Source organism: Streptomyces sp. NPDC101110 (assembly GCF_044759525.1).
In the GTDB taxonomy this organism is placed as follows: Bacteria; Actinomycetota; Actinomycetes; order Streptomycetales; family Streptomycetaceae; genus Streptomyces.
Genome location: NZ_JBIVZM010000001.1, coordinates 205,587 through 226,886, shown reverse-complemented (window position 1 = coordinate 226,886; position 21,300 = coordinate 205,587). Strand labels below are relative to the sequence as shown.

Annotated in this window: 20 protein-coding genes; 6 read left to right on the top strand and 14 right to left on the bottom strand. The window is 71.0% G+C overall.

The window, feature by feature from the left end; translation table 11 throughout:
* Positions 1-116: 116 nt before the first annotated feature.
* Positions 117-383, bottom strand: a complete 267-nt coding sequence (locus ACIQU3_RS01050; RefSeq protein WP_366710424.1) for a GlsB/YeaQ/YmgE family stress response membrane protein — start codon at positions 381-383, stop codon at positions 117-119.
* Between the two features lie 193 nt (positions 384-576).
* Between ACIQU3_RS01050 and ACIQU3_RS01045 the strand changes: the two genes are divergently transcribed.
* Entirely contained in the window at positions 577-1,833 is a 1,257-nt protein-coding gene (locus ACIQU3_RS01045) for an APC family permease (protein WP_403922966.1), read from the top strand.
* A 202-nt stretch (positions 1,834-2,035) separates the two neighbouring features.
* Here the strand turns inward: ACIQU3_RS01045 and ACIQU3_RS01040 are convergent, their stop codons facing one another.
* The 12 genes from ACIQU3_RS01040 to ACIQU3_RS00985 all read right to left on the bottom strand — a co-directional run bounded on the left by ACIQU3_RS01040 (position 2,036) and on the right by ACIQU3_RS00985 (position 13,814).
* Positions 2,036-2,428, bottom strand: a complete 393-nt coding sequence (locus ACIQU3_RS01040) for a YccF domain-containing protein (RefSeq protein ID WP_403922964.1) — start codon at positions 2,426-2,428, stop codon at positions 2,036-2,038.
* Complete coding sequence (gene htpX, locus ACIQU3_RS01035) at positions 2,425-3,288, bottom strand: zinc metalloprotease HtpX (protein WP_403724239.1); 864 nt, start codon at positions 3,286-3,288, stop codon at positions 2,425-2,427. Before htpX ends, ACIQU3_RS01040 begins: the two co-directional genes overlap by 4 nt.
* 280 nt (positions 3,289-3,568) lie before the next feature.
* Entirely contained in the window at positions 3,569-5,092 is a 1,524-nt protein-coding gene (locus ACIQU3_RS01030) for an NADH-quinone oxidoreductase subunit N (protein ID WP_403724236.1), read from the bottom strand.
* Complete coding sequence (locus ACIQU3_RS01025) at positions 5,089-6,663, bottom strand: NADH-quinone oxidoreductase subunit M (RefSeq protein WP_403724234.1); 1,575 nt, start codon at positions 6,661-6,663, stop codon at positions 5,089-5,091. The genes ACIQU3_RS01030 and ACIQU3_RS01025 overlap by 4 nt, the downstream gene beginning before the upstream one ends.
* 6 nt (positions 6,664-6,669) lie before the next feature.
* Complete coding sequence (locus tag ACIQU3_RS01020) at positions 6,670-8,664, bottom strand: NADH-quinone oxidoreductase subunit L (RefSeq protein WP_403922962.1); 1,995 nt, start codon at positions 8,662-8,664, stop codon at positions 6,670-6,672.
* Positions 8,661-9,059, bottom strand: coding sequence for an NADH-quinone oxidoreductase subunit NuoK (gene nuoK, locus ACIQU3_RS01015; protein ID WP_361109515.1), 399 nt, complete (start codon positions 9,057-9,059; stop codon positions 8,661-8,663). Before nuoK ends, ACIQU3_RS01020 begins: the two co-directional genes overlap by 4 nt.
* Positions 9,059-9,742, bottom strand: coding sequence for an NADH-quinone oxidoreductase subunit J (locus ACIQU3_RS01010; protein ID WP_403724229.1), 684 nt, complete (start codon positions 9,740-9,742; stop codon positions 9,059-9,061). Before ACIQU3_RS01010 ends, nuoK begins: the two co-directional genes overlap by 1 nt.
* The gene (locus ACIQU3_RS01005; RefSeq protein WP_403724226.1) at positions 9,739-10,509 is read right to left on the bottom strand and encodes a 4Fe-4S binding protein; all 771 of its coding nucleotides are present in this window, start codon (positions 10,507-10,509) and stop codon (positions 9,739-9,741) included. Before ACIQU3_RS01005 ends, ACIQU3_RS01010 begins: the two co-directional genes overlap by 4 nt.
* Positions 10,510-10,511: 2 nt before the next feature.
* The gene (locus ACIQU3_RS01000; RefSeq protein ID WP_030839798.1) at positions 10,512-11,480 is read right to left on the bottom strand and encodes a complex I subunit 1 family protein; all 969 of its coding nucleotides are present in this window, start codon (positions 11,478-11,480) and stop codon (positions 10,512-10,514) included.
* Positions 11,477-12,805 (bottom strand): NADH-quinone oxidoreductase subunit C, encoded by a 1,329-nt coding sequence (locus tag ACIQU3_RS00995; RefSeq protein ID WP_403922960.1) that lies wholly within the window; start codon positions 12,803-12,805, stop codon positions 11,477-11,479. The genes ACIQU3_RS01000 and ACIQU3_RS00995 overlap by 4 nt, the downstream gene beginning before the upstream one ends.
* A complete protein-coding gene (locus tag ACIQU3_RS00990; protein ID WP_403724217.1) occupies positions 12,802-13,416 on the bottom strand; it encodes an NADH-quinone oxidoreductase subunit B in 615 nt (204 codons plus the stop codon). Before ACIQU3_RS00990 ends, ACIQU3_RS00995 begins: the two co-directional genes overlap by 4 nt.
* Positions 13,407-13,814 carry an NADH-quinone oxidoreductase subunit A gene (locus tag ACIQU3_RS00985; RefSeq protein ID WP_104785621.1) on the bottom strand — a complete coding sequence of 136 codons (408 nt, stop codon included), beginning with the start codon at positions 13,812-13,814 and terminating at the stop codon, positions 13,407-13,409. Before ACIQU3_RS00985 ends, ACIQU3_RS00990 begins: the two co-directional genes overlap by 10 nt.
* Before the next feature lie 223 nt (positions 13,815-14,037).
* Here ACIQU3_RS00985 and ACIQU3_RS00980 point away from each other — a divergent pair, with 223 nt between their 5' ends.
* From ACIQU3_RS00980 to ACIQU3_RS00960, 5 genes are all read left to right on the top strand, one after another.
* A complete protein-coding gene (locus ACIQU3_RS00980) occupies positions 14,038-15,246 on the top strand; it encodes a sensor histidine kinase (protein WP_403724214.1) in 1,209 nt (402 codons plus the stop codon).
* A gap of 109 nt (positions 15,247-15,355) precedes the next feature.
* Complete coding sequence (locus ACIQU3_RS00975) at positions 15,356-16,717, top strand: sensor histidine kinase (protein WP_403724210.1); 1,362 nt, start codon at positions 15,356-15,358, stop codon at positions 16,715-16,717.
* Positions 16,718-17,019: 302 nt separating this feature from the next.
* Positions 17,020-17,679 carry a response regulator transcription factor gene (locus ACIQU3_RS00970; protein ID WP_308287393.1) on the top strand — a complete coding sequence of 220 codons (660 nt, stop codon included), beginning with the start codon at positions 17,020-17,022 and terminating at the stop codon, positions 17,677-17,679.
* 176 nt (positions 17,680-17,855) lie between these two features.
* A complete protein-coding gene (locus tag ACIQU3_RS00965) occupies positions 17,856-19,784 on the top strand; it encodes a 2-oxoacid:acceptor oxidoreductase subunit alpha (protein WP_403724207.1) in 1,929 nt (642 codons plus the stop codon).
* On the top strand, positions 19,777-20,856 hold the full coding sequence (locus tag ACIQU3_RS00960) for a 2-oxoacid:ferredoxin oxidoreductase subunit beta (RefSeq protein ID WP_403724204.1): 1,080 nt from the start codon (positions 19,777-19,779) through the stop codon (positions 20,854-20,856). Before ACIQU3_RS00965 ends, ACIQU3_RS00960 begins: the two co-directional genes overlap by 8 nt.
* 30 nt (positions 20,857-20,886) lie before the next feature.
* On the opposite strand, the gene ACIQU3_RS00955 is transcribed toward ACIQU3_RS00960, so the two are convergent.
* Positions 20,887-21,267 (bottom strand): winged helix-turn-helix transcriptional regulator, encoded by a 381-nt coding sequence (locus ACIQU3_RS00955; protein ID WP_403724202.1) that lies wholly within the window; start codon positions 21,265-21,267, stop codon positions 20,887-20,889.
* Positions 21,268-21,300 lie beyond the last annotated feature (33 nt).

Here is a 21,300-nt window from a genome sequence, read left to right as displayed (position 1 = left end):
CCCGGGCTGCCGCACGCACGGTTACGAGAAGGGTGGGCACCACGGGTGCCCGCCCTTCGTCCCGTCTGCCGGCGGTGGCCTTCGTCCCGTCTGCCGACCGCGTCGGGGACGCGCGGTCAGTCGCGCGAGTTGCCGAACAGGAGGCGGTAGGCGATCAGGAGGACGAGCGATCCGCCGATCGCCGCCGCCCACGTCGCACCGTCGTAGAAGCTCTTGCTGATCGGGTGGTCCATCCAGCGGGCCGATATCCAGCCGCCGATGAACGCGCCCGCGATGCCGATCAGGGTCGTGCCGATGAGACCGCCCGGGTCGCGCCCCGGCAGCAGGAACTTCGCGATGGCCCCGGCCAACAGTCCCAGGATGATCCAGCTGATGATGGTCATGCCGTGAACCTGCCCTTTCACGCTGTGCCCGCACTGTCCCGGCCGTGTGATCTTGCTTTCGGCGGGCCGGGGCCGTGCGTCGTACGTCCGGTGTTCCGGGCGTGGCCTCCTCGCCACGCGCGTTCACGCCGTGTTGGTGGGAAGGACGTTCCGCCCGCATCCGCCGGTTGCACCGATCAGTAGGGTGCGACGCATGACAGCCTCCGGTCCCAGCCTTCGCCGCACCCTCGGCGTGGGCGACGCCGTCGTCATCGGACTCGGCTCGATGGTGGGAGCGGGGATCTTCGCCGCTCTCGCGCCGGCCGCGCACGCCGCCGGCACCGGGCTGCTCCTCGGGCTCGCCGTCGCAGCCGTGGTCGCGTACTGCAACGCCATGTCGTCGGCGCGCCTCGCGGCCCTGTACCCGGCCTCGGGCGGCACGTACGTGTACGGGAGGGAGCGGCTCGGGCGGTTCTGGGGGTACCTCGCCGGATGGTCGTTCGTGGTCGGGAAGACGGCCTCCTGTGCGGCGATGGCGCTCACCGTGGGGACGTACGTCTGGCCGGATCAGGCGTACGCGGTGGCGGTGGCGGCCGTGGTGGCGCTGACGGCTGTGAACTACGGCGGTGTCCAGAAGTCCGCGTGGCTGACGCGGTTGATCGTGGCGCTGGTCCTCGCTGTCCTCGCTTCCGTGGTGGTGGTGTGTCTGACGTCGGGTGAGGCCGATGCCGGGCGGCTGGACATCGGGGCCTCGGGCGGGGCGGACGGGGTCTTGCAGGCGGCCGGTCTGCTGTTCTTCGCCTTCGCCGGGTACGCCCGGATCGCGACGCTCGGCGAGGAGGTGCGGGATCCGGCACGCACCATTCCGCGCGCGATTCCACTGGCGCTGGGGATCTCGCTGGTGGTCTACGTGTGTGTGGCCGTGGCTGTCCTCTCCGTACTGGGGCCGGATGGTCTCGGGGACGCGTCGGCGCCGCTGGCCGAGGCGGTGCGTGGGGCGGGGGCGCCCTGGCTGGTGCCGGTGGTGCGGATCGGTGCGGCGGTGGCCGCGCTGGGCTCGCTGCTTGCGCTGATCCTCGGCGTGTCACGGACGACGCTCGCCATGGCACGGGACCGGCATCTCCCGGTGGCGCTGGCCGCCGTGCATCCGCGGTTCCAGGTGCCGCACCGGGCTGAGCTGGCCGTGGGCGCGGTGGTCGCGGTCCTGGCCGCCACGGTGGACGTCCGGGGCGCGATCGGGTTCTCCTCCTTCGGTGTGCTGGCGTATTACGCAGTGGCCAATGCGTCGGCCTGGACGCTGTCTCCGGCCCCGGCGGCACGGGTGGTGCCCGCGGTGGGGCTTGCCGGGTGCGTGGTCCTGGCGTTCTCGCTGCCCGGGGTGTCGGTGGTGGTGGGCGCGGGGGTACTGGCGGCCGGGGTGGTCGCGTACGCGGTGCGGCGGTGGATGCAGGCCCGGGCGGGGAAGGGCTAGGGCGGGCGGACTGCTGACTGGGCCGGTGGCCAGGGGCGCGAAGTGCGGTTCCTCGTGAGCTTGTTGCAGGGCGTGTCCGTCACTCGGGGCGGCAACTGCTCGATCTCGGTCATGGGTTCATGATGCAGGCCGCCGCCGACAGCCGGGCCGGCCTGTGGATAACCCTTGTCCTGTGGACTGACGGCGGGTCGGCGCCCCTCCGTCAGCGCACCGCGAACGGCTCGTTCGTCCGCACGATGTCGCGGCCGAGCGGGAACAACGAGACCGGGATGAGCTTGAAGTTGGCGATGCCCAACGGGATACCGATGATCGTGAGGCACAGGGCGATGCCGGTGGTGATGTGGCCGAGGGCGAGCCACCAGCCCGCGAGCACCAGCCACAGCACGTTCCCCACGCAGGACGGCGCACCCGCGTCGTGGCGCTCGATCGTCGTGTACCCGAAGGGCCAGAGGGCGTAGACCCCGATCCGGAAGGCCGCGATGCCGAACGGGATGCCGATGATGGTGATGCAGAGCAGCAGGCCCGCGAGCATGTAGGCGAGGAACAGCCAGAAGCCGCTCAGGATGAGCCATATGACGTTGAGTATGGTCCTCACTGGTTCCCACCTGCCATCTTCTCGAGCCGGGCGATCCGTTCCGCCATCGGCGGGTGTGTGGAGAACATCTTCGAGAGTCCCTGGCCGGGCCGGAACGGGTTCGCGATCATCATGTGGCTGGCGGTCTCGATCCGCGGTTCGGGCGGCAGCGGGAGCTGCTTCGTGCCGAGTTCGAGCTTGCGCAGGGCGCTGGCCAGGGCGAGCGGGTCTCCGGTGAGCTGGGAGCCCGAGGCGTCCGCCTGGTACTCGCGGGAGCGGCTGATGGCGAGTTGGATGAGTGAGGCTGCGAGCGGACCCAAGATCATGATCAGCAGCATGCCGAGCAGACCGGGTCCGTCGTCGTCGTCCGAGCGTCCGATGGGGATCAGCCAGGCGAAGTTGACCAGGAACATGATGACGGAGGCGAGGGCACCCGCGACCGACGAGATGAGGATGTCGCGGTTGTAGACGTGGCTCAGTTCGTGACCGATGACGCCGCGCAGCTCCCGCTCGTTCAGCAGGCGCAGGATGCCGTCGGTGCAGCACACGGCGGCATTGCGTGGGTTGCGGCCCGTGGCGAAGGCGTTGGGTGCCTCCGTCGGGGAGATGTACAGGCGCGGCATGGGCTGGCGGGCCTGGGTGGAGAGCTCACGGACCATGCGGTAGAGCGCCGGAGCCTCGAACTCGCTGACCGGGCGGGCGCGCATCGCGCGCAGTGCCAGTTTGTCGCTGTTCCAGTACGCGTACGCGTTGGTGGCCAGTGCTACCAGGACGGCGATGACGAGCCCCATGCGGCCGAAGAAACTGCCGATGACGATGATGAGTGCGGACAGTCCTCCCAGGAGGATCGCTGTCCTGAGCCCGTTGTGCCGGCGGTGCACGGTACGCCCTCCTAGTGGTGCGGCAGGGGACCCTTGCTTGCTGTGTCTGCGGTGCCACTGGTGCCGCGTCGTCACGTCCAGTGGACCCTCCCGTACTGGTCAACGCCAGGCGAGAGGCTCGAGTTCCCTGGTGCGTGCGGCGGCCGGTGTGGGCCGTCCGGGTGACGGCACCGGGAGACGGCACGCGCGCGTGGGGGGCGAGTGCCCGCACGCGCGCGGTGTAGGCGGCCCGGGGTGAACGGCCGGATCTTTCGAGGGCCGGCCTTGCCCGGAACGGGTTTCAGAAGAGTCCGGTGTCGGTGAAGCGCAGGACCAGCTGGGGTGCGCCGGACAGGGCGATGCCGAGGACACCGGTCAGAGCGATCGCGGCGGTGACCGGGCCGGGGACGCGGTGCTTCTCGGGTTCCCCCTCGGGTGCGCGGAACAGCAGGGCCGTCCACTGGAGGTAGTAGAAGAGCGCGATGACGACGTTGACGGCCATGACCACGGCGAGCCAGCCGAGACCGGCGTCGACAGCCGCGGAGAACACGGTGACCTTGGCGAACAGACCGATGATGCCCGGTGGCAGCCCTGCGAGGCACAAGAGGAAGAACGCCAGGAGCAGTGCGGACAGGGGGCTGGAGGCGTACAGACCGCGGTAGTCGGCCACCCGGTTGAGGACCTTCGTACGGCCGACGAGCGCGGCGACGGCGAAGGCGCCGAGGTTCACGGCGCCGTACATGAGCGCGTAGGCGACGGTCGAGCCGATCGACTTCTCGGCGTCCCCGGAGTACGCGGCGGCGGCGATCGGCACCAGGAGGTAGCCGGCCTGGCCGACGGAGGACCAGGCGAGCAGGCGTACCGCGCTGTACGCGCGCGTGGCCTGCTGGCGGAGGGCTCCGGCGTTGCCCACGGTCATGGTGAGCGCGGCCAGGGCTGCCAGGGCGGGGCCCCAGACGTCGGCGTACGAGGGGAGGGCCACGACCGTCACGAGGATGAGGCCGCTGAAGCCGACCGCCTTGCCGATGACCGACAGGTAGGCCGCGATCGGCAGGGGCGCCCCGACGTAGGTGTCGGGCACCCAGAAGTGGAAGGGCACGGCGGCCGTCTTGAAGGCGAAGCCGACCAGGGTGAGGACCACGCCGGTCTGGGCGAGGGTGTGGAACTGCGCGTCGACGTCCTGGATGCGGTCGGCGACCTGGGTGAGGTAGAGGGTGCCCGTGGTGGCGTACACGAAGCTGATGCCCATCAGGCTGACCGCGGTGGCCGTGACCGAGGACAGGAAGAACTTCAGGGCCGCTTCCGAGGACTTCCGGTCGCCGTACCTGAGGCCGACCAGCGCGAAGGCGGGCAGCGAGGCGACCTCCAGGGCGACGATCAGGGTCGCGAGGTCGCGGGAGGCGGGCAGCAGGGCGGCGCCGGCTGCGGAGGACAGCAGCAGGAACCAGTACTCGCCCTCGGGCAGGTCCTTGCGGGCGTCCTTCAGGGCGGTGACCGACAGGAGGGCGGCGAGCAGGGCGCCGCCGAGGACCAGGAACTGGATGACCAGGGTGAAGCGGTCGGCCGTGTAGCTGCACACGGTGGCGTCGCCGGTCAGGCAGAAGGTGCTGCGGTCACCGTCGAGGAGGGGCAGCAGCATCGCCGTGGCGGCTGCCAGGCCCGCCACCGACGTCCAGCCGAGCAGGGCCTTGCGGTGCTCGGCGACGAACAGGTCGGCGACCAGGACGACGAGTGCGACGACCGCCGCGATGGTGGGCGGAGCGATGGCGAGCCAGTCGACGGACTGGACCAGCGACGCCGCCAGGGGCTGGGCCGGGGAGCTCATCGGGTGCCTCCTGCGAGCAGCTGCTGGACGGCCGGGTCACTCAGGCCGAGGAGGGCTCTGGGCCACAGGCCCGCGACGACGGTGAGGGCCACGAGCGGGGTCCACGCCGCGAACTCGTAGGAGCGGACGTCGGCGAGTTTCGGGGCGTCCTGGGGCAGGGCGCCCATACAGACCCGGCGGACCACGATCAGCAGGTACGCGGCGGTCAGCAGGGTGCCGAACGCGCCGATCGCCATGAACGTGAGGAAGGCGGGGCGGCTGAGGCCCTCCGCCGGCTGGAACGCGCCGAACAGGGCCAGCATCTCGCCCCAGAAGCCGGCGAGGCCCGGCAGGCCGAGCGAGGCGACGGCGGCGAACGCGAGCAGACCGCCGAGGCGCGGGGCCTTGCCGTAGAGGGCGGCGCCGGTCTCCTCGGCGAGGGTGTCGAGGTCGGTGGTGCCGGTGCGGTCCTTCAGGGCGCCGACCAGGAAGAAGAGCAGGCCGGTGATGAGGCCGTGGGCGATGTTGGCGAACAGGGCGCCGTTCACGCCGGTCGGGGTCATCGTGGCGATGCCGAGCAGGACGAAGCCCATGTGGCCGACGGACGAGTAGGCGATGAGGCGCTTGAGGTCGCCCTTCGCGCCCTGCTTGGCGAGGGCCAGGCAGGCCAGCGATCCGTAGATGATGCCGACGACGGCCAGGGCGGCGAGGTAGGGCGCGAAGGTACGGAAGCCGTCCGGCGCGACGGGGAGCAGGATCCGGACGAATCCGTACGTACCCATCTTGAGCAGCACGCCGGCCAGGAGGACCGAACCGACGGTGGGCGCGGCGGTGTGGGCGTCGGGCAGCCAGCTGTGCAGCGGCCACATCGGCGTTTTCACCGCGAGCCCGATCCCGATCGCCAGAACGGCGATGACCTGCACGGATGCGGTCAGCGACCGGCCGTTGTCAGTGGCGAGTGCCACCATGTCGAACGTGCCCGCCTTGATTCCGATCAGGAGCAGGCCGAGCAGCATGACCACGGAGCCGAGCAGCGTGTAGAGGATGAATCGCCAGGCGGCCCGGCTCCGGTCCTCGCCGCCCCAGCGGGCGATGAGGAAGTACATCGGGATGAGGACCATCTCGAAGGCGAGGAAGAACAGCAGCAGGTCGAGGACGGCGAAGGTCGCGAGCGTGCCGCCCTCGAGGACGAGCAGCAGGGCGACGAAGGCCTTCGGGCTCGGGCCTTCGGGCATCTTGAAGTACGAGTAGAGCGCGCAGAGAAAGGTCAGCAGCGCGGTCAGGACCAGAAGGGGGAGAGAGATGCCGTCGACGCCGAGGTGGATGCGCACGTCGAGCGCGGGGATCCAGCTGATGTCCGTGCCGGCCTGCATCTTCGACGGCCGGTCGTGGTCGAAGCCGAGCGTGAGGACGATCGCCGCGGCGAGAACCGCGCCGGTGACGGTGACACCGTGCCGGAGCACGGCCTGCTCGGGTGACTTCCCCTTCAGTCCGGGCGGGGCGGGCAGGAGAGCCGCGACGGCGCCGAGGAGCGGACCGACGACGACGAACGCCAGAAGGAACTGCATCACGGACTCGTTGATATCGATCACGTCTGCTCACGCTCCCGTGGCGACGAGGACGGCGGCGACCGCGAGGACCACGGTGCCGGCGAGCAGCGCGCTCACATAGGTCTGGACGTTGCCGGTCTGGGCACGCCGTACGGCGGCGCCGAGCCAGCGGGGCAGCGCACCCGCACCGCGGACGTAGGTCTCGACGACCTCGCGGTCGAGGAACCGGACGAGGCTCGCGCCGGCCTGGACCGGTCGGACGAACAGGACCGTGTACACGGCGTCCAGGTGGAAGCCGGCGGCCGCGTGGCGGTGCAGGGGGCCGAGCAGCAGCCGTCCCGGGTCGGCGGGGTCGGGGGCGTAGGCGATGTCGCCGTAGGCCGGCTCGTGGCTGGTGATGGCTTCCGCCTCGACCTGGGCGGCGTCGCCCTCGGGGTGGGCCGCGACGGCACCCAGGGGGACGCGGGCCGCGAGGGCGGTGGTGTGCCGCCAGGCCGCGTAGGTGACGATGCCGCCGACCAGCACCAGGCCCGTGCCGAGCACGGATGTGGTCAGGGTGGGGCCGAGGTCGCGGCCGTCGAACCAGTCGGGCAGCAGGCGGAACGCGAATCCGCCGAGGGCCAGGGACGGGACGGCGAGGACCCACAGCACGACGGTCATCGTCAGCGGCTGCCTGCCGTGGTCGGGGGCTTCGGTGCCCCGGCCCCGGAAGGCGAGCAGCCACAGGCGCATCGCGTAGGCGGCGGTGAGCACGGCCGTGAGCAGACCGGCGACGAGGACGAGCCAGCCCGCGGCGGCGGGGGCGCGCTCGGTGTGTCCGGTGACGACGTGCTCGGCGACGCCGAGGACGGCCTCCTTGGAGAAGAAGCCGCTGAACGGCGGGATCGCGGCGAGCGCGAGCAACGCCATGGTCATCGTCCAGTAGGCGTCGGGGATGCGGTCGCGCAGGTTGCGCATGCGGGACATGGCGGCGAGCGAGTTGGTGCCGGCGGCGTGGATGATCACGCCGGCCGCGAGGAACAGCAGCGCCTTGAAGGCGCCGTGGGACAGGAGGTGGAAGACGGCGGCACCGCGGTCGCCGACGGCGAGGGCACCGGTCATGTAGCCGAGCTGGCCGATCGTCGAGTAGGCGAGGACGCGCTTGATGTCGTCCTGGGCGAGCGCGGCGAGCGCCGAGCCGGTCATCGTGACGGCGGCCATGACGGCGAGGACGACCATCGCGGCCTGCGAGGCCTCGAAGACCGGGAGGAGACGGGCGATGAAGTAGACACCGGCGGCGACCATCGTGGCGGCGTGGATCAGCGCGGAGACGGGGGTCGGGCCCGCCATCGCGTCGGGGAGCCACGTGTGCAGCGGGAACTGGGCCGACTTGCCCGCCACGCCCGCCAGGAGCAGCAGGGCGATCAGCGTCGGGTGGTCGAGCCCACCGCTCGCGACGGTGCCCAGGATCCGGGTGACGCGGAACGATCCGGCGTCGGTGGCCAGGGCGAACAGGCCGATGAGGAAGGGGACGTCGCCGAGCTTGGTGACCAGGAAGGCCTTGAGGGAGGCGCCGCGGGCCTCCGGGGTCTCCCAGTAGTGGCCGACCAGGAAGTAGGAGCAGATGCCCATGACCTCCCAGCCGACCAGCAGCACGATCAGGTCGCCGGAGTAGACGACCAGGAACATCGCGGAGGTGAACAGCGAGACGAGCGCGGCGTAGGAGGGGTAGCGCGGGTCGTTGCGCAGGTAGCCCGTCGAGTAGATCTGCACGCAGGAGGCGACCAGGCCGACCAGCACGGCGACGAGGGCGGCGAAGCCGTCGACGTGCAGGGCGAGTTCGATCGGGACCGAGCCGGTGGGGGTGAGTTCCGTGGCCGAGTCGACGGCGGCGCCGCCGCCCTGGCGAACGGCGACCAGCGCGGCGAGCACCAGGGAGGCGAGCGTCGGGAGGACGGCGAGCGGGCGGACGAAGCCGGGTGCCGTGCGCCCCAGCAGCAGGCCGGCGGCCGCGCCGAGGAACGGAAGGAGGGGGACGAGGACGGCGAGGGTGGTCGTGGTCACGCGGTGGCCTCAGCCTTCTGGGCCTCGTCGGACCGCTCGGCCGTGAGGGCGTCGTGGTCGGGGCCGTCGGGGTCGTGCCGTTCGGCGGTGTCGCGGAGCTTGTCGATGTCCGCGGTGCCGCGGTTGCGGTGGACGGCGAGGACGATCGCCAGGCCGATGCCGATCTCCGCGGCGGCGATGGCGATGGTGAACAGGGTCAGGGCCTGGCCGGAGTGCAGGGTCTCCTCGGCGGCCCTGCTGAGCCAGACGTCGAAGGCGACCAGGTTGAGGTTGACGGCGTTGAGCATCAGCTCGACCGACATCAGGACCAGGATCGCGTTGCGGCGGGCGAGGACGCCGTACAGGCCCGTGCAGAAGAGGAGGGCGGAGAGGACGGCGGGGTAGGCGAGGTGCATCAGCGGGTCCCTTCCTGCTCGGAACTCCCTGAACTCTCCGTGACCGCTCGGGAACTCTTGGTGGCGGCCGGGGCGTTCACGGGGGGAGAGCTCGACTCCGCCTTCGCCTTGCGGGACAGGACGATGGCGCCGACCAGGGCGGCGAGGAGGAGGACGGAGAGAGCCTCGAAGGGGAGCACCCAGTTCTGGAAGAGGCTCGCGCCGGTGGCCTCGGTGGAGCCGGCGGCGGGGCCGTCCAGGTCGATCCAGGTCGTGCGGAAGGCGTCGACGACGACCCAGACCAGGGCGGCGGCAGCGGCGACGGCCACGGTGAGGGCGGCCCACCGGTTGCCGGAGTCGGCGTCCGGAGAGCGGCCGATGGGGGCTCTGGTGAGCATGAGACCGAACAGGAGGAGGACGACGACGGAACCGACGTAGATGAGGACCTGTACCCAGGCGATGAACTCGGCGGTGAGCAGGAGGTACTCGACGGCGAGGCCGCCGAGGGTGACCACCAGCCACAGGGCGGCGTGCACCAGCTGCTTGGTGGTGACGGTGACGAGGGCCGCGCCGAAGGTCAGCAGACCGACGAGGAGGAAGGCGATCTCGACGCCGGTCGGGGAGAGGAAACCGTGGGTTTCCGCGGCAGCCCCGGCGGTGTGACCGGTTGCGAGATAGGCGGCACTGCTTGCGGCGAGGGTCATTCCGTCCCCTCCTGCCCCGGCTTGGGGTGACCGGGCATCGGACGACCTTGCTCAGGACGATCCGTCTTCGGACGATCCGTCTTCGGGCGATCCGGCTCCGGACGATCCGGCCCCGGGCGATCCGACTCCGGGCGATCCGGCTCCGGCTGGTCGGTCTGCTGCTTCGAGTCGCCCTGGGGCCGGGTGGGCTGTTCGGCGGCGCGGGCCTGCTCGTCGGCGTGGAGGCCGGTGGCAGGCGGGGTCTGCTGCGCGGCCAGCTTGTCGGCGGCCTTGCGGGCGGCGGCGAGTTCCTTCGGCTCCTCAGCGGCGGGGTCGAGGGCCGGCGGGGCCGGGACGGTCCACATCCACTCGCGGAGCTTGTCGCGCTCGTGGGTGAGGTCGCGGATGTCGGTCTCGGCGTACTCGAACTCGGGAGACCAGAACAGGGCGTCGAAAGGACAGACCTCGATGCAGATACCGCAGTACATGCACAGGGAGAAGTCGATGGCGAAGCGGTCGAGGACGTTGCGGCTGCGCTCGCGACCGCCGGGGGCCGCCGGGGGGACCGTCTCCTTGTGGGAGTCGATGTAGATGCACCAGTCCGGGCACTCGCGGGCGCACAGCATGCAGACCGTGCAGTTCTCCTCGAACAGGCCGATCACGCCGCGGGTGCGGGGCGGGAGGCCGGGCTGGGCGTCCGGGTACTGCGCGGTGACGGACTTCCTCGTCATCGTGCGGAGGGTGACGGCCAGGCCCTTGGCGAGGCCACTGCCGGGAAGGGGGGCCATGGTTACTGGATCACCACCTTGACGATGCCGGTGAGGGCGATCTGGGCGAGGGAGAGGGGGACGAGGAGGGTCCAGGCCAGCTTCTGGAGCTGGTCCTCGCGCAGGCGGGGATAGGTGACGCGCAGCCAGATCACGAGGAAGGCGAGGACGGCGGTCTTCAGCAGGGTCCAGACCCAGCCGAGACCGTCGGCGCCCCAGGGGCCGTGCCAGCCGCCGAGGAAGAGGACGGTGGTCAGACCGCACAGGACGACGATTCCGGCGTACTCGGCGAGGAGGAAGAGAGCGAAGCGGAGGCCGGTGTACTCGGTGTACGCGCCGAAGATGATCTCCGAGTCGGCGACGGGCATGTCGAAGGGAGGGCGCTGGAGTTCGGCGAGGCCGGCCACGAAGAAGACGATCGCGCCGACGATCTGCCAGGGCAGCCACCACCACTCGAAGGCGTCGAGGATGCCGGGGAGGGAGACGGTGCCGGCCGCCATCGCCACCGAGGCGGCGGTCAGCAGCATCGGCAGTTCGTAGGCGAGGAGCTGGGCGGCGGTGCGCAGGCCCCCGAGCAGGGAGAACTTGTTCGCGGACGCCCAGCCGGCCATGAGCGAGCCGAGGACGCCGACGCCCATGACGGCCAGGACGAAGAAGACGCCCGCGTCGATGACCTGGCCGACGGCTCCCTCGCCGGGGCCGATGGGGATGGCGAGCAGGACGAGGAGGTACGGCAGCAGGGCGACGGCGGGAGCCAGTTGGAAGATGCGGCGGTCGGCGCCCGCGGGGACGACGTCCTCCTTCTGCGCGAACTTCACGCCGTCGGCGATCAGCTGGGCCCAGCCGTGGAAGCCGCCTGCGTACATGGGGCCGAGGCGGCCCTGCATATGGGCCATGACCTTGTGCTCGGTCTGGCCGATGACCAGGGGGAGGGTGAGGAAGACGACGAAGACGACCAGGAGTCGCAGGGCGACGTCGAGCACGTCGTTCACTGCGGGCCTCCTGAAGGGTCCTCGGGCTTGTCGGGCCTGTCAGCGCTGTCGGGTTTGCCGGTGGGCTTCGCGTCGCCGTTCGTGGTCTTCGCGTCGTCCGTGGACTTGGCGTCGTCGTCCGTGGTCTTCACGTCGTCCGTGGACTTGGCGTCGCCGTCCGTGGACTTGGCGTCGGCGTCCGTGGACTTGGCGTCGCCGTCCGTCGGCTTCGGGTCGTGGTCCGCGGGACTCGGGGTGTCGGCCGGGTCCGGCGTGGGTGCGGTGTCCGGAGGGGCCGGGGTCTGCGCTGCTTCGGGCGACGGTTCGGGTGCCGGTTCGTTGAAGGCCGGGCGGGCGTGGTGCCAGGGCGCGTCCGAGCTGCGTGGGGCGCTAGGGGCCGTGTCCGGCCTGGCGTCGGTCCGGTCGGGCTCGGTCCGGTCGGGTTCGGTCTTCCGGGCCGGAGCAACCGGCTCGCCGGAGGTGGACTGGCTCGCGGAGCCCTCAGCGGCCGTACGCGTACGCCGGGCGGCCGGCCGGGTCTCACCGGCGGGGGTGGACTGGCTCGCCGAACCCTCCGACGCCGAACGGGCCCGGCGCGGGGCAGCCGGACCGTCCGCTCCGGCTTCCGGGGTCTGCGCACCGGCAGCGGACTGGCTCGCCGACCCCTCCGACGCCGAGCGGGTGCGTCGTACGGGGCGCTCTCCCGCCGACCGTGCGGCGCCTCGGGCCGGGCGTTCGCCTGCTGCGCGGCCTGCGCCTCGGGCGGGGGCCGGGGGGAGTTGGCCCTTGAGGGGACCCCATTCGTTGGGGTCGGGGACGCCGGGCGGGAGCATCTGGCGTCGCTTGGGGCCGCCGTGTTCCGACTCGCCCGGTTCCTTCGCGCCGGGCCAGGCCTTGGCGACGCGGGCGGCCAGGACGAAGTCCTTGCGCAGGGGGTGGCCTTCGAAGTTCTCGGGCAGGAGCAGGTGGTCCAGCGCCGGGTGGCCTTCGAAGGTGATGCCGAACATCTCGTGCGTCTCGCGTTCGTGCCAGGCGGCACCCGCGTAGACGTCGATCGCCGAGGGCAGCGTGGGGGCCTCGTGCGGGACGGTCGTGCGCAGCAGGAGGCGTCGTACGGGGGCGAGCGCGGCGACGTGAGCGGCGACGCGGAAGCCGGTGCCGGGTTCGTCGACTGCGCTCAGCCAGTCGAAGTAGGTGCAGCCGAGGCGGTCGCGGGCGGTCTCCAGGGCGGTGATCCAGGCCGCCGGAGGTACGTCGACCGTCAGGACCTCGTAAGAGAGCTCGGCCGTGGCGTCCGGGCCGAAGAGTTCCTCGGCGGTGGCGGGCAGCCAGCCGACGGCGGTCATCGGTCCTCCCCCGTGGCCGGGCCCGCCGCGGGCGGCTGCACCAGTCCGCTCTGCAGCGCCGCGGCCGAGGGACGCTCCGCACCGCTGCCGTAGCGCTCCCCCAGCGACTCGCGGGCGATCTTCTCCTGGAGCTTGAGGATGCCCTGGAGCAGCGCCTCGGGGCGGGGCGGGCAGCCGGGGACGTAGACGTCGACGGGGATGATCTGGTCGACGCCCTTGGTGACGGAGTAGGAGTCCCAGTAGGGGCCGCCGCAGTTGCTGCAGGCGCCGAAGGAGATGACGTACTTCGGTTCCGGCATCTGCTCGTAGAGGCGCTTCACGGCCGGGGCCATCTTGTCGGTGACCGTGCCGGAGACGACCATCAGGTCGGCCTGGCGGGGCCCCGGGGCGAACGGGATGACGCCGAGGCGGATGAAGTCGTGGCGGGCCATCGACGCGGCGATGAACTCGATCGCGCAGCAGGCGAGGCCGAAGTTGAAGACCCAGAGCGAGTAGCGGCGGCCCCAGTTGAGGACGACCTTCATCGGCTCGGGGGCGAGGCGGGCCAGGGCGCCCAGCCGCTTGGGCTCGGGCAGCAGTACAGGCTCGGACACCGAGGGGTTCACGTCCATGCCAGGACGCCCTTCTTGTAGGCGTAGAGCAGGCCGACCGCCAGGAAGCCGAGGAAGATGAACATCTCGGCCAGGGTCGTCGCGCCGTAGCCGGGGGCGGCGAAGACGGTCGCCCAGGGGAACAGGAAGATCGAGTCGACGGCGAAGATCACGTAGAGGAAGGCGTACACGTAGTAGCGGACCTGGGTGTGGGCCCAGCCCTCGCCGACGGGGTCGACGCCGCACTCGTAGGTCAGGAGTTTCTCGGGGGTGGGGACCACGGGCCGCAGCAGGCGGCCGGCCCCGAAGGCGACGGCGACGAACAGCACGCCGATCACGGCGAGCAGTCCGACGACCGAGTAGGACTGGAAGTAGTCCGCCGCGACGACGGTCGTGGTGACGACGGTCGGTTCCGGCACGTCCGTCCCTCGCTCCCTCAAAATTCGGACTGGATCCTGCGACGATGCTGCGGCTCACGGGGACGCAGCCGTTCGACGATCTGTACGCACGGGAGTCTAGGCCCTGATAAGGGCAGGGTAAGCAGCCCGTCACCGCCCGGGACAGGGGGGTGGGGTTTTCCTCAGTCGATCGTGGCGGTCCCCCTCATGGCGCGGAGGCCCGCCGCCGGGCACGCTGACCCACATGATTCAACGCATCCCGTCCCCGGGCACGACGGCGGCCCGGCCGGCCGCCGGGCCGGACGACCGGCCGCCGCCGGCCCGGCTCGCCTACGACCGGCACACCTGGAAGGAGATCGCACACCTGCTGGCGAACCTTCCGGTCGCGCTGCTCGGTTTCACCTATGTCGTGACGATGCTGTCCACCGGGTTCGGGCTGACCGTCACGGTGGTCGGGTTCCCGCTCCTCGCGGCCGGACTCGTGGGGGCGCGGCAGTTGGGCAGGCTGGAGCGGGCCCGGGCCCGGGCTCTGCTCGGGGTGCGGATCGAGGAGCCGAGCCGGCTGCGGCTGCGCGGTGGGGGCGGGTTCTTCCAGCGGCTGTGGATGCAGCTGAAGGATCCGGTGGGCTGGCGCACGGTGCTGTACGAGTTCATCCGGCTGCCCTGGGGTGTGCTCACCTTCACGGTCACGCTGGTCTCGCTGTTCGTGCTGTGGCCGGTGCTGCCGTTCATCGCGCGGGGGCTGACCAACGCCGACCGGGCCATGGTGCGGGCGCTGCTGTCGCCTTCCGACGAGCTGGAGCGGCGGATCGCGGAGCTGGAGTCGGACCGGGGGGTCGTGGTCGACACGGCGGCGGCCGACCTGCGGCGCATCGAGCGGGATCTGCACGACGGGGCGCAGGCGCGGCTGGTCAATCTGGCGATGGGGCTGGGCCTGGCCAAGGAGAAGGTGCTGGAGGACCCCGACGCGGCGGCCGCGATGGTCGAGGAGGCGCACGGTGAGGTGAAGCTGGCACTCCAGGAGTTGCGGGATCTGGCGCGCGGCATCCATCCGGCGGTCCTGACCGACCGCGGCCTGGACGCGGCCCTGTCGTCGGTCGCCACGCGCTGCACGGTCCCGGTGAAGGTGACGGTCGATCTCCCGGAGCGGCCGGCCGCGGCCATCGAGGGCATCGCGTATTTCACCGTCTCGGAGCTGCTGCAGAACGTCAGCAAGCACAGCGGGGCGAGATCGGCCTCGGTGGATGTGTGGCGGACCAGCACCCGGCTGCTCATTCAGGTGTGGGACGACGGGAGTGGGGGTGCGAGCCTCGACGGCGGTACGGGGATGAAGGGTCTGGCGGAGCGGCTGGACGCCGTCGACGGCCTGTTCGTCCTGGAGTCGCCCGAGGGTGGTCCGACGACGGTCACGGCGGAGCTGCCGTGGCGTGACCGGTCGGGGTCCGCGGGGTAGGGAAAACCCCCCGTGCCAGACGCCGACGGACTCCATGGTCCGCCGGCCTGCGGCGGAGCAGGGTGGAGGTACGGAGCACAGCCGCGGGACGAGGAGAAGGACGACGCCGATGGCCACGGAGTACGGACAGGGGTACGGGCTCGACAGCGGGTCCGGGTTCCCGGGGAGCACCGAACGGCGGCACCGGCTGCCGGCCGCGCTGCGGGCGCCGGTCGAGCTCCGCACCTGGAAGGAACTCGCCCATGTGCTGCTGGGCCTGCCGGTCGGCATCCTGCTGTTCACCTACGCGGTCACGATGGTGTCGCTGGGGGTGGGGCTGCTGGTGACGTTCCTCGGCATACCGGTGCTGGCGGCGGGGCTCGCCGGGTGCCGCGGTCTGGGGGCGCTGGAGCGGATGCGGGCGCGGGGACTGCTGGGTCTGGAGGTGGCGGAGCCGGAGCCGCTGCGGACGAAGAAGCCGGGCGTGATGGCGTGGGTGGGTGCCGTCCTCAAGAGCGGCGCCTCGTGGCGGGCCCTGCTGTACGCGGTGCTGCATCTGCCGTGGGCGGTGTTCTCGTTCGTCGTCTCCGTGAATGTGTGGGCGCTGGGCTGGGGGCTGCTGACGTATCCGCTGTGGTTCTGGGTGTTCCCGGTGTACGCCGGTCAGGACGGGATCCAGCTGTACGGCGACGAGGCGCATCTGATCTACCTCGACAACCCCTTCGAGATCACGGTGACCGCGCTGGTGGGTCTGCTGTTCACGATCGCCACACCGTGGATCGTGCGGGCGCTGACCATGGTGGACCGGGTGATGGTGCACGGGCTGCTCGGGCCGTCGCGGCTGGCGTCGCGGGTGGTGGAGCTGGAGTCGGACCGGGGGGTCGTGGTCGACACGGCGGCGGCCGATCTGCGGCGCATCGAGCGGGATCTGCACGACGGGGCGCAGGCCCGGCTGGTGGCGCTGGCGATGGATCTGGGGCTGGCGAAGGAGAAGCTGCAGGAGGATCCGCGGGCGGCCGCGCGGATGGTGGACGAGGCGCACGGCGAGGTGAAGACGGCGTTGCAGGAGCTGCGGGACCTCGCCCGGGGGATTCATCCGGCGGTGCTGACGGACCGCGGGCTGGACGCGGCGCTGTCGGCGGTGGCGTCGCGGTGCACGGTGCCGGTGCAGCTCGAGGTGGACCTGGCGGAGCGGCCGGCGCCGGCGATCGAGGGGATCGCGTACTTCACGGTGTCGGAGCTGTTGCAGAACGTCAGCAAGCACGCGCGGGCCACGTGGGCGGGCGTGGAGGTGTGGCGTACGGAGAACCGGCTGATGCTGCAGGTCGTGGACAACGGCGTGGGCGGGGCCGATGTGTCGCGTGGGTCGGGTCTTGCGGGGCTGGCGGATCGGCTCGACGCGGTGGACGGGATCCTGGTGGTGGACTCGCCGGCGGGCGGGCCGACGCGGGTGACGGCGGAGTTGCCGTGGCGGGGAGCGCATGTGCGGTGACCTCCGGCCGAGGTGTGCTGCCGGGCTCCGCCCCGATGCCCCGTCCGGGGGCTTCGCCCCCGTGATCCCGCCAGGGGGGCTCCGCCCCCTGGACCCCCGGCCTTCGCCCACCCACCACCCGACACGGTGAGACAGAGTGCAAGGCCTCCCCCCCCGATTCGGTAGGGCAAGAAGACGCTCCTCCCCCCATCCGCCCCCCGACCCTGAAATGCTGGACCCGTCGCACGGGTGGGCGCGGGGCCGTTGTGGGCCGCGGACGGGCGGCATCGGGCTGTGGGGGGCCGGACATCGTGGAGGACAGGGTGCGGGTGGTCATCGCCGAGGATTCAGTGCTGCTCAGGGAGGGCCTGACCCGGCTGCTGACCGACCGCGGGCACGACGTGGTCGCCGGTGTGGGTGACGGCGAGGCGCTGATCAAGACCATCACGGAGTTCGACGCGCAGGGCGAGCTGCCGGACGTGGTCGTGGCGGACGTGCGGATGCCGCCGACGCACACCGACGAGGGGGTGCGGGCGGCGGTGCAGCTGCGCAAGGCGCACCCGGGCCTCGGGGTGCTGGTGCTGTCGCAGTACGTGGAGGAGCGTTACGCCACGGAGCTGCTCGCGGGGTCCAGCCGGGGTGTGGGTTATCTGCTGAAGGACCGGGTCGCCGAGGTGCGGGAGTTCGTGGACGCGGTGGTCCGGGTGGCGGAGGGCGGTACGGCGCTCGACCCGGAGGTGGTCGCGCAGCTGCTGGGCCGCAGCCGCAAGCAGGACGTGCTGGCGGGGCTGACCCCGCGGGAGCGGGAGGTGCTGGGGCTGATGGCCGAGGGGCGGACGAACTCGGCGATCGCGCGGCAGCTGGTGGTCAGCGACGGGGCGGTCGAGAAGCACGTCAGCAACATCTTCCTGAAGCTGGGGCTGTCCCCGAGCGAGGGCGATCACCGAAGGGTTCTGGCCGTCCTGACGTATCTCAACTCTTGACGTTCACGATCGCAGACCGCGGAAACCCGGACAAAGACGGACGCATGGTCATACCGAAGTCGTGTCCAAGATGCGAATGACCCGCAGAAGGCGACCCTTGCGGTCGTAGTGTTGATCCCGGGAGGGCCTGCGGGAAGGCCTGTCCCGGACAGCGTCCTCGAGGGAGGTCCAGTTCAGTGACCAGCCAGGTCAGTAGCCCAGCGGAGCAGGCCGACGAAGCAGTCGTAGGAGAGCAGCGCAAAGCGGCGGGCGCGAAGGATGTCCGCCGTCTCGACCGGGTGATCATCAGGTTCGCGGGGGACTCGGGTGACGGTATGCAGCTCACCGGTGACCGTTTCACCTCGGAGACCGCGTCGTTCGGCAACGACCTGTCGACGCTGCCGAACTTCCCGGCCGAGATCAGGGCGCCCGCCGGAACCCTGCCGGGTGTGTCGTCCTTCCAGCTGCACTTCGCCGACCACGACATCCTCACGCCCGGTGACGCACCGAACGTGCTGGTGGCGATGAACCCGGCCGCGTTGAAGGCGAACATCGGCGACCTGCCGCGCGGCGCCGAGGTGATCGTCAACACGGACGAGTTCACCAAGCGGGCGATGCAGAAGGTCGGCTACGAGACGTCCCCGCTGGAGGACGGGTCGCTGGACGGCTACCACCTGCACCCCGTGCCGCTGACCACGCTCACGGTCGAGGCGCTGAAGGAGTTCGACCTCAGCCGCAAGGAGGCCGAGCGCAGCAAGAACATGTTCGCGCTGGGCCTGCTGAGCTGGATGTACCACCGGCCCACCGAGGGCACGGAGAAGTTCCTGAAGTCGAAGTTCGCGAAGAAGCCCGACATCGCGGCGGCCAACATCGCGGCGTTCCGGGCCGGCTGGAACTTCGGTGAGACGACGGAGGACTTCGCCGTCTCCTACGAGGTCGCCCCGGCGGCCACGGCGTTCCCGCCGGGTGTGTACCGCAACATCTCCGGCAACCTCGCCCTGTCGTACGGCTTGGTCGCGGCGAGCCGGCAGGCGGATCTGCCGCTGTATCTGGGGTCGTACCCGATCACTCCGGCGTCGGACATCCTGCACGAGCTGAGCAAACACAAGAACTTCGGCGTGCGGACCTTCCAGGCGGAGGACGAGATCGCAGGCATCGGGGCCGCGCTGGGCGCGGCCTTCGGTGGTTCGCTCGCCGTGACCACGACGAGCGGTCCCGGTGTGGCGCTGAAGTCGGAGACCATCGGGCTCGCGGTCTCCCTGGAGCTGCCGCTGCTGGTCGTGGACATCCAGCGCGGTGGCCCGTCGACGGGTCTGCCCACCAAGACCGAGCAGGCGGATCTGCTCCAGGCGATGTACGGGCGCAACGGCGAGGCGCCGGTGCCGGTGGTCGCGCCGCGCACGCCGGCGGACTGTTTCGACGCGGCGCTGGAGGCGGCGCGGATCGCGCTGACGTACCGCACGCCGGTGTTCCTGCTGTCCGACGGCTACCTGGCCAACGGCTCCGAGCCGTGGCGGATCCCCGACATCGAGGAGCTGCCGGACCTGCGGGTGCAGTTCGCCCAGGGGCCGAACCACACGCTCGACGACGGCTCCGAGGTGTTCTGGCCGTACAAGCGGGACCCGCAGACGCTGGCCCGCCCCTGGGCGATCCCGGGCACGCCAGGTCTGGAGCACCGGATCGGCGGCATCGAGAAGCAGGACGGCACGGGGAACATCTCCTACGACCCGGCCAACCACGACCTCATGGTGCGCACCCGGCAGGCGAAGATCGACGGCATCGACGTCCCGGACGTCGAGGTGGACGACCCGCACGAGGCCAGGACGCTGGTGCTGGGCTGGGGCTCGACGTACGGGCCGATCACGGCGGCGGTGCGGCGGCTGCGCAGAGCCGGGGAGTCCGTCGCGCAGGCGCACCTGCGCCATCTCAACCCCTTCCCGCGGAATCTGGCTTCGGTGCTGGAGCGTTACGACAAGGTGGTGATCCCCGAGATGAACCTCGGGCAGCTCGCCACGCTCATCCGGGCGAAGTACCTGGTCGACGCCCACTCGTACAACCAGGTCAACGGCATGCCGTTCAAGGCGGAGCAGCTCGCCGCGGCGCTGAAGGAGGCCATCGATGGCTGAGACGTCCACGCACGGCACGGGCACCATCGAGTCGCTTTCCCTCGTCCCCAAGGCCGAGGGCAGGCAGTCGATGAAGGACTTCAAGTCCGACCAGGAAGTGCGCTGGTGCCCCGGCTGCGGTGACTACGCCATCCTCGCCGCGGTGCAGGGCTTCATGCCGGAGCTGGGGCTGGCGAAGGAGAACATCGTCTTCGTCTCGGGCATCGGCTGCTCCTCGCGCTTCCCGTACTACATGAACACGTACGGGATGCACTCCATCCACGGCCGCGCCCCGGCCATCGCCACGGGTCTGGCGAGCTCCCGCCGGGACCTGTCGGTGTGGGTCGTCACCGGTGACGGCGACGCGCTGTCGATCGGCGGCAACCATCTGATCCACGCGCTGCGCCGCAACGTCAACCTCAAGATCCTGCTGTTCAACAACCGGATCTACGGTCTGACCAAGGGCCAGTACTCGCCGACCTCGGAGGTCGGGAAGATCACGAAGTCGACGCCGATGGGCTCGCTGGACGCGCCGTTCAACCCGGTGTCGCTGGCGCTCGGCGCGGAGGCGTCCTTCGTGGCCCGGACGGTGGACTCCGACCGCAAGCACCTGACGGAGGTGCTGCGCCAGGCCTCCGCCCACCAGGGCACGGCGCTGATCGAGATCTACCAGAACTGCAACATCTTCAACGACGGCGCCTTCGACGCCCTGAAGGACAAGCAGCAGGCCGAGGATGCCGTGATCCGGCTGGAGCACGGCAAGCCGATCCGCTTCGGCGCCGACCTGGCCAAGGGTGTCGTGAGGGACCCGTTGACCGGCGATCTGAAGGTGGTGGCGGTGACGCCGGAGAACGAGGACCGGGTGCTCGTCCACGACGCGCACTCCCCGTCCCCGACCACGGCGTTCGCGCTGTCCCGCCTCGCCGACCCGGACACGCTGCACCACACGCCGATCGGTGTCCTGCGCTCCGTCGAGCGGCCCGTCTACGACACGCAGATGGCCGACCAGCTGGACACCGCGATCGAGCAGCACGGCAAGGGTGATCTGGGCGCGCTGCTGGCGGGCGGCGACACCTGGACGGTCGTGGGCTGACCTTCCGTCCGCCCACGGGGCCCGGGACCGCTAGGAGGCGGCCCGGGCCTCGTCGTATGTCCGCCGTGCCTGCTCCACGTCGTCCATGCGCCGGTGTGTCCATGCCGCGAGGGCCCGGACCTGTTCGGCGGCCTCGCGGCCCAGTTCGGTGAGGGAGTAGTCGACACGCGGCGGGATGACGGGGTGGGCGTCGCGGTGGACGAGGCCGTCCCGTTCCAGGGTCTGGAGGGTCTGGGTCAGCATCTTCTCGCTGACGCCCCGGCTTCCGTAGGTGCTGATCGCGCGGCGCAGTTCGCTGAAGCGGTAGGGGCGGTCCAGGAGCTCGGTCAGGACGAGCACGCCCCAGCGGCTGGTGACGTGCTCCAGGACCAGCCGGTACGGGCACAGGGCCTCGTTGTCACTTACTGCCATGCCAGTACCTTACTTCAAAGTGGGTACTTTCCA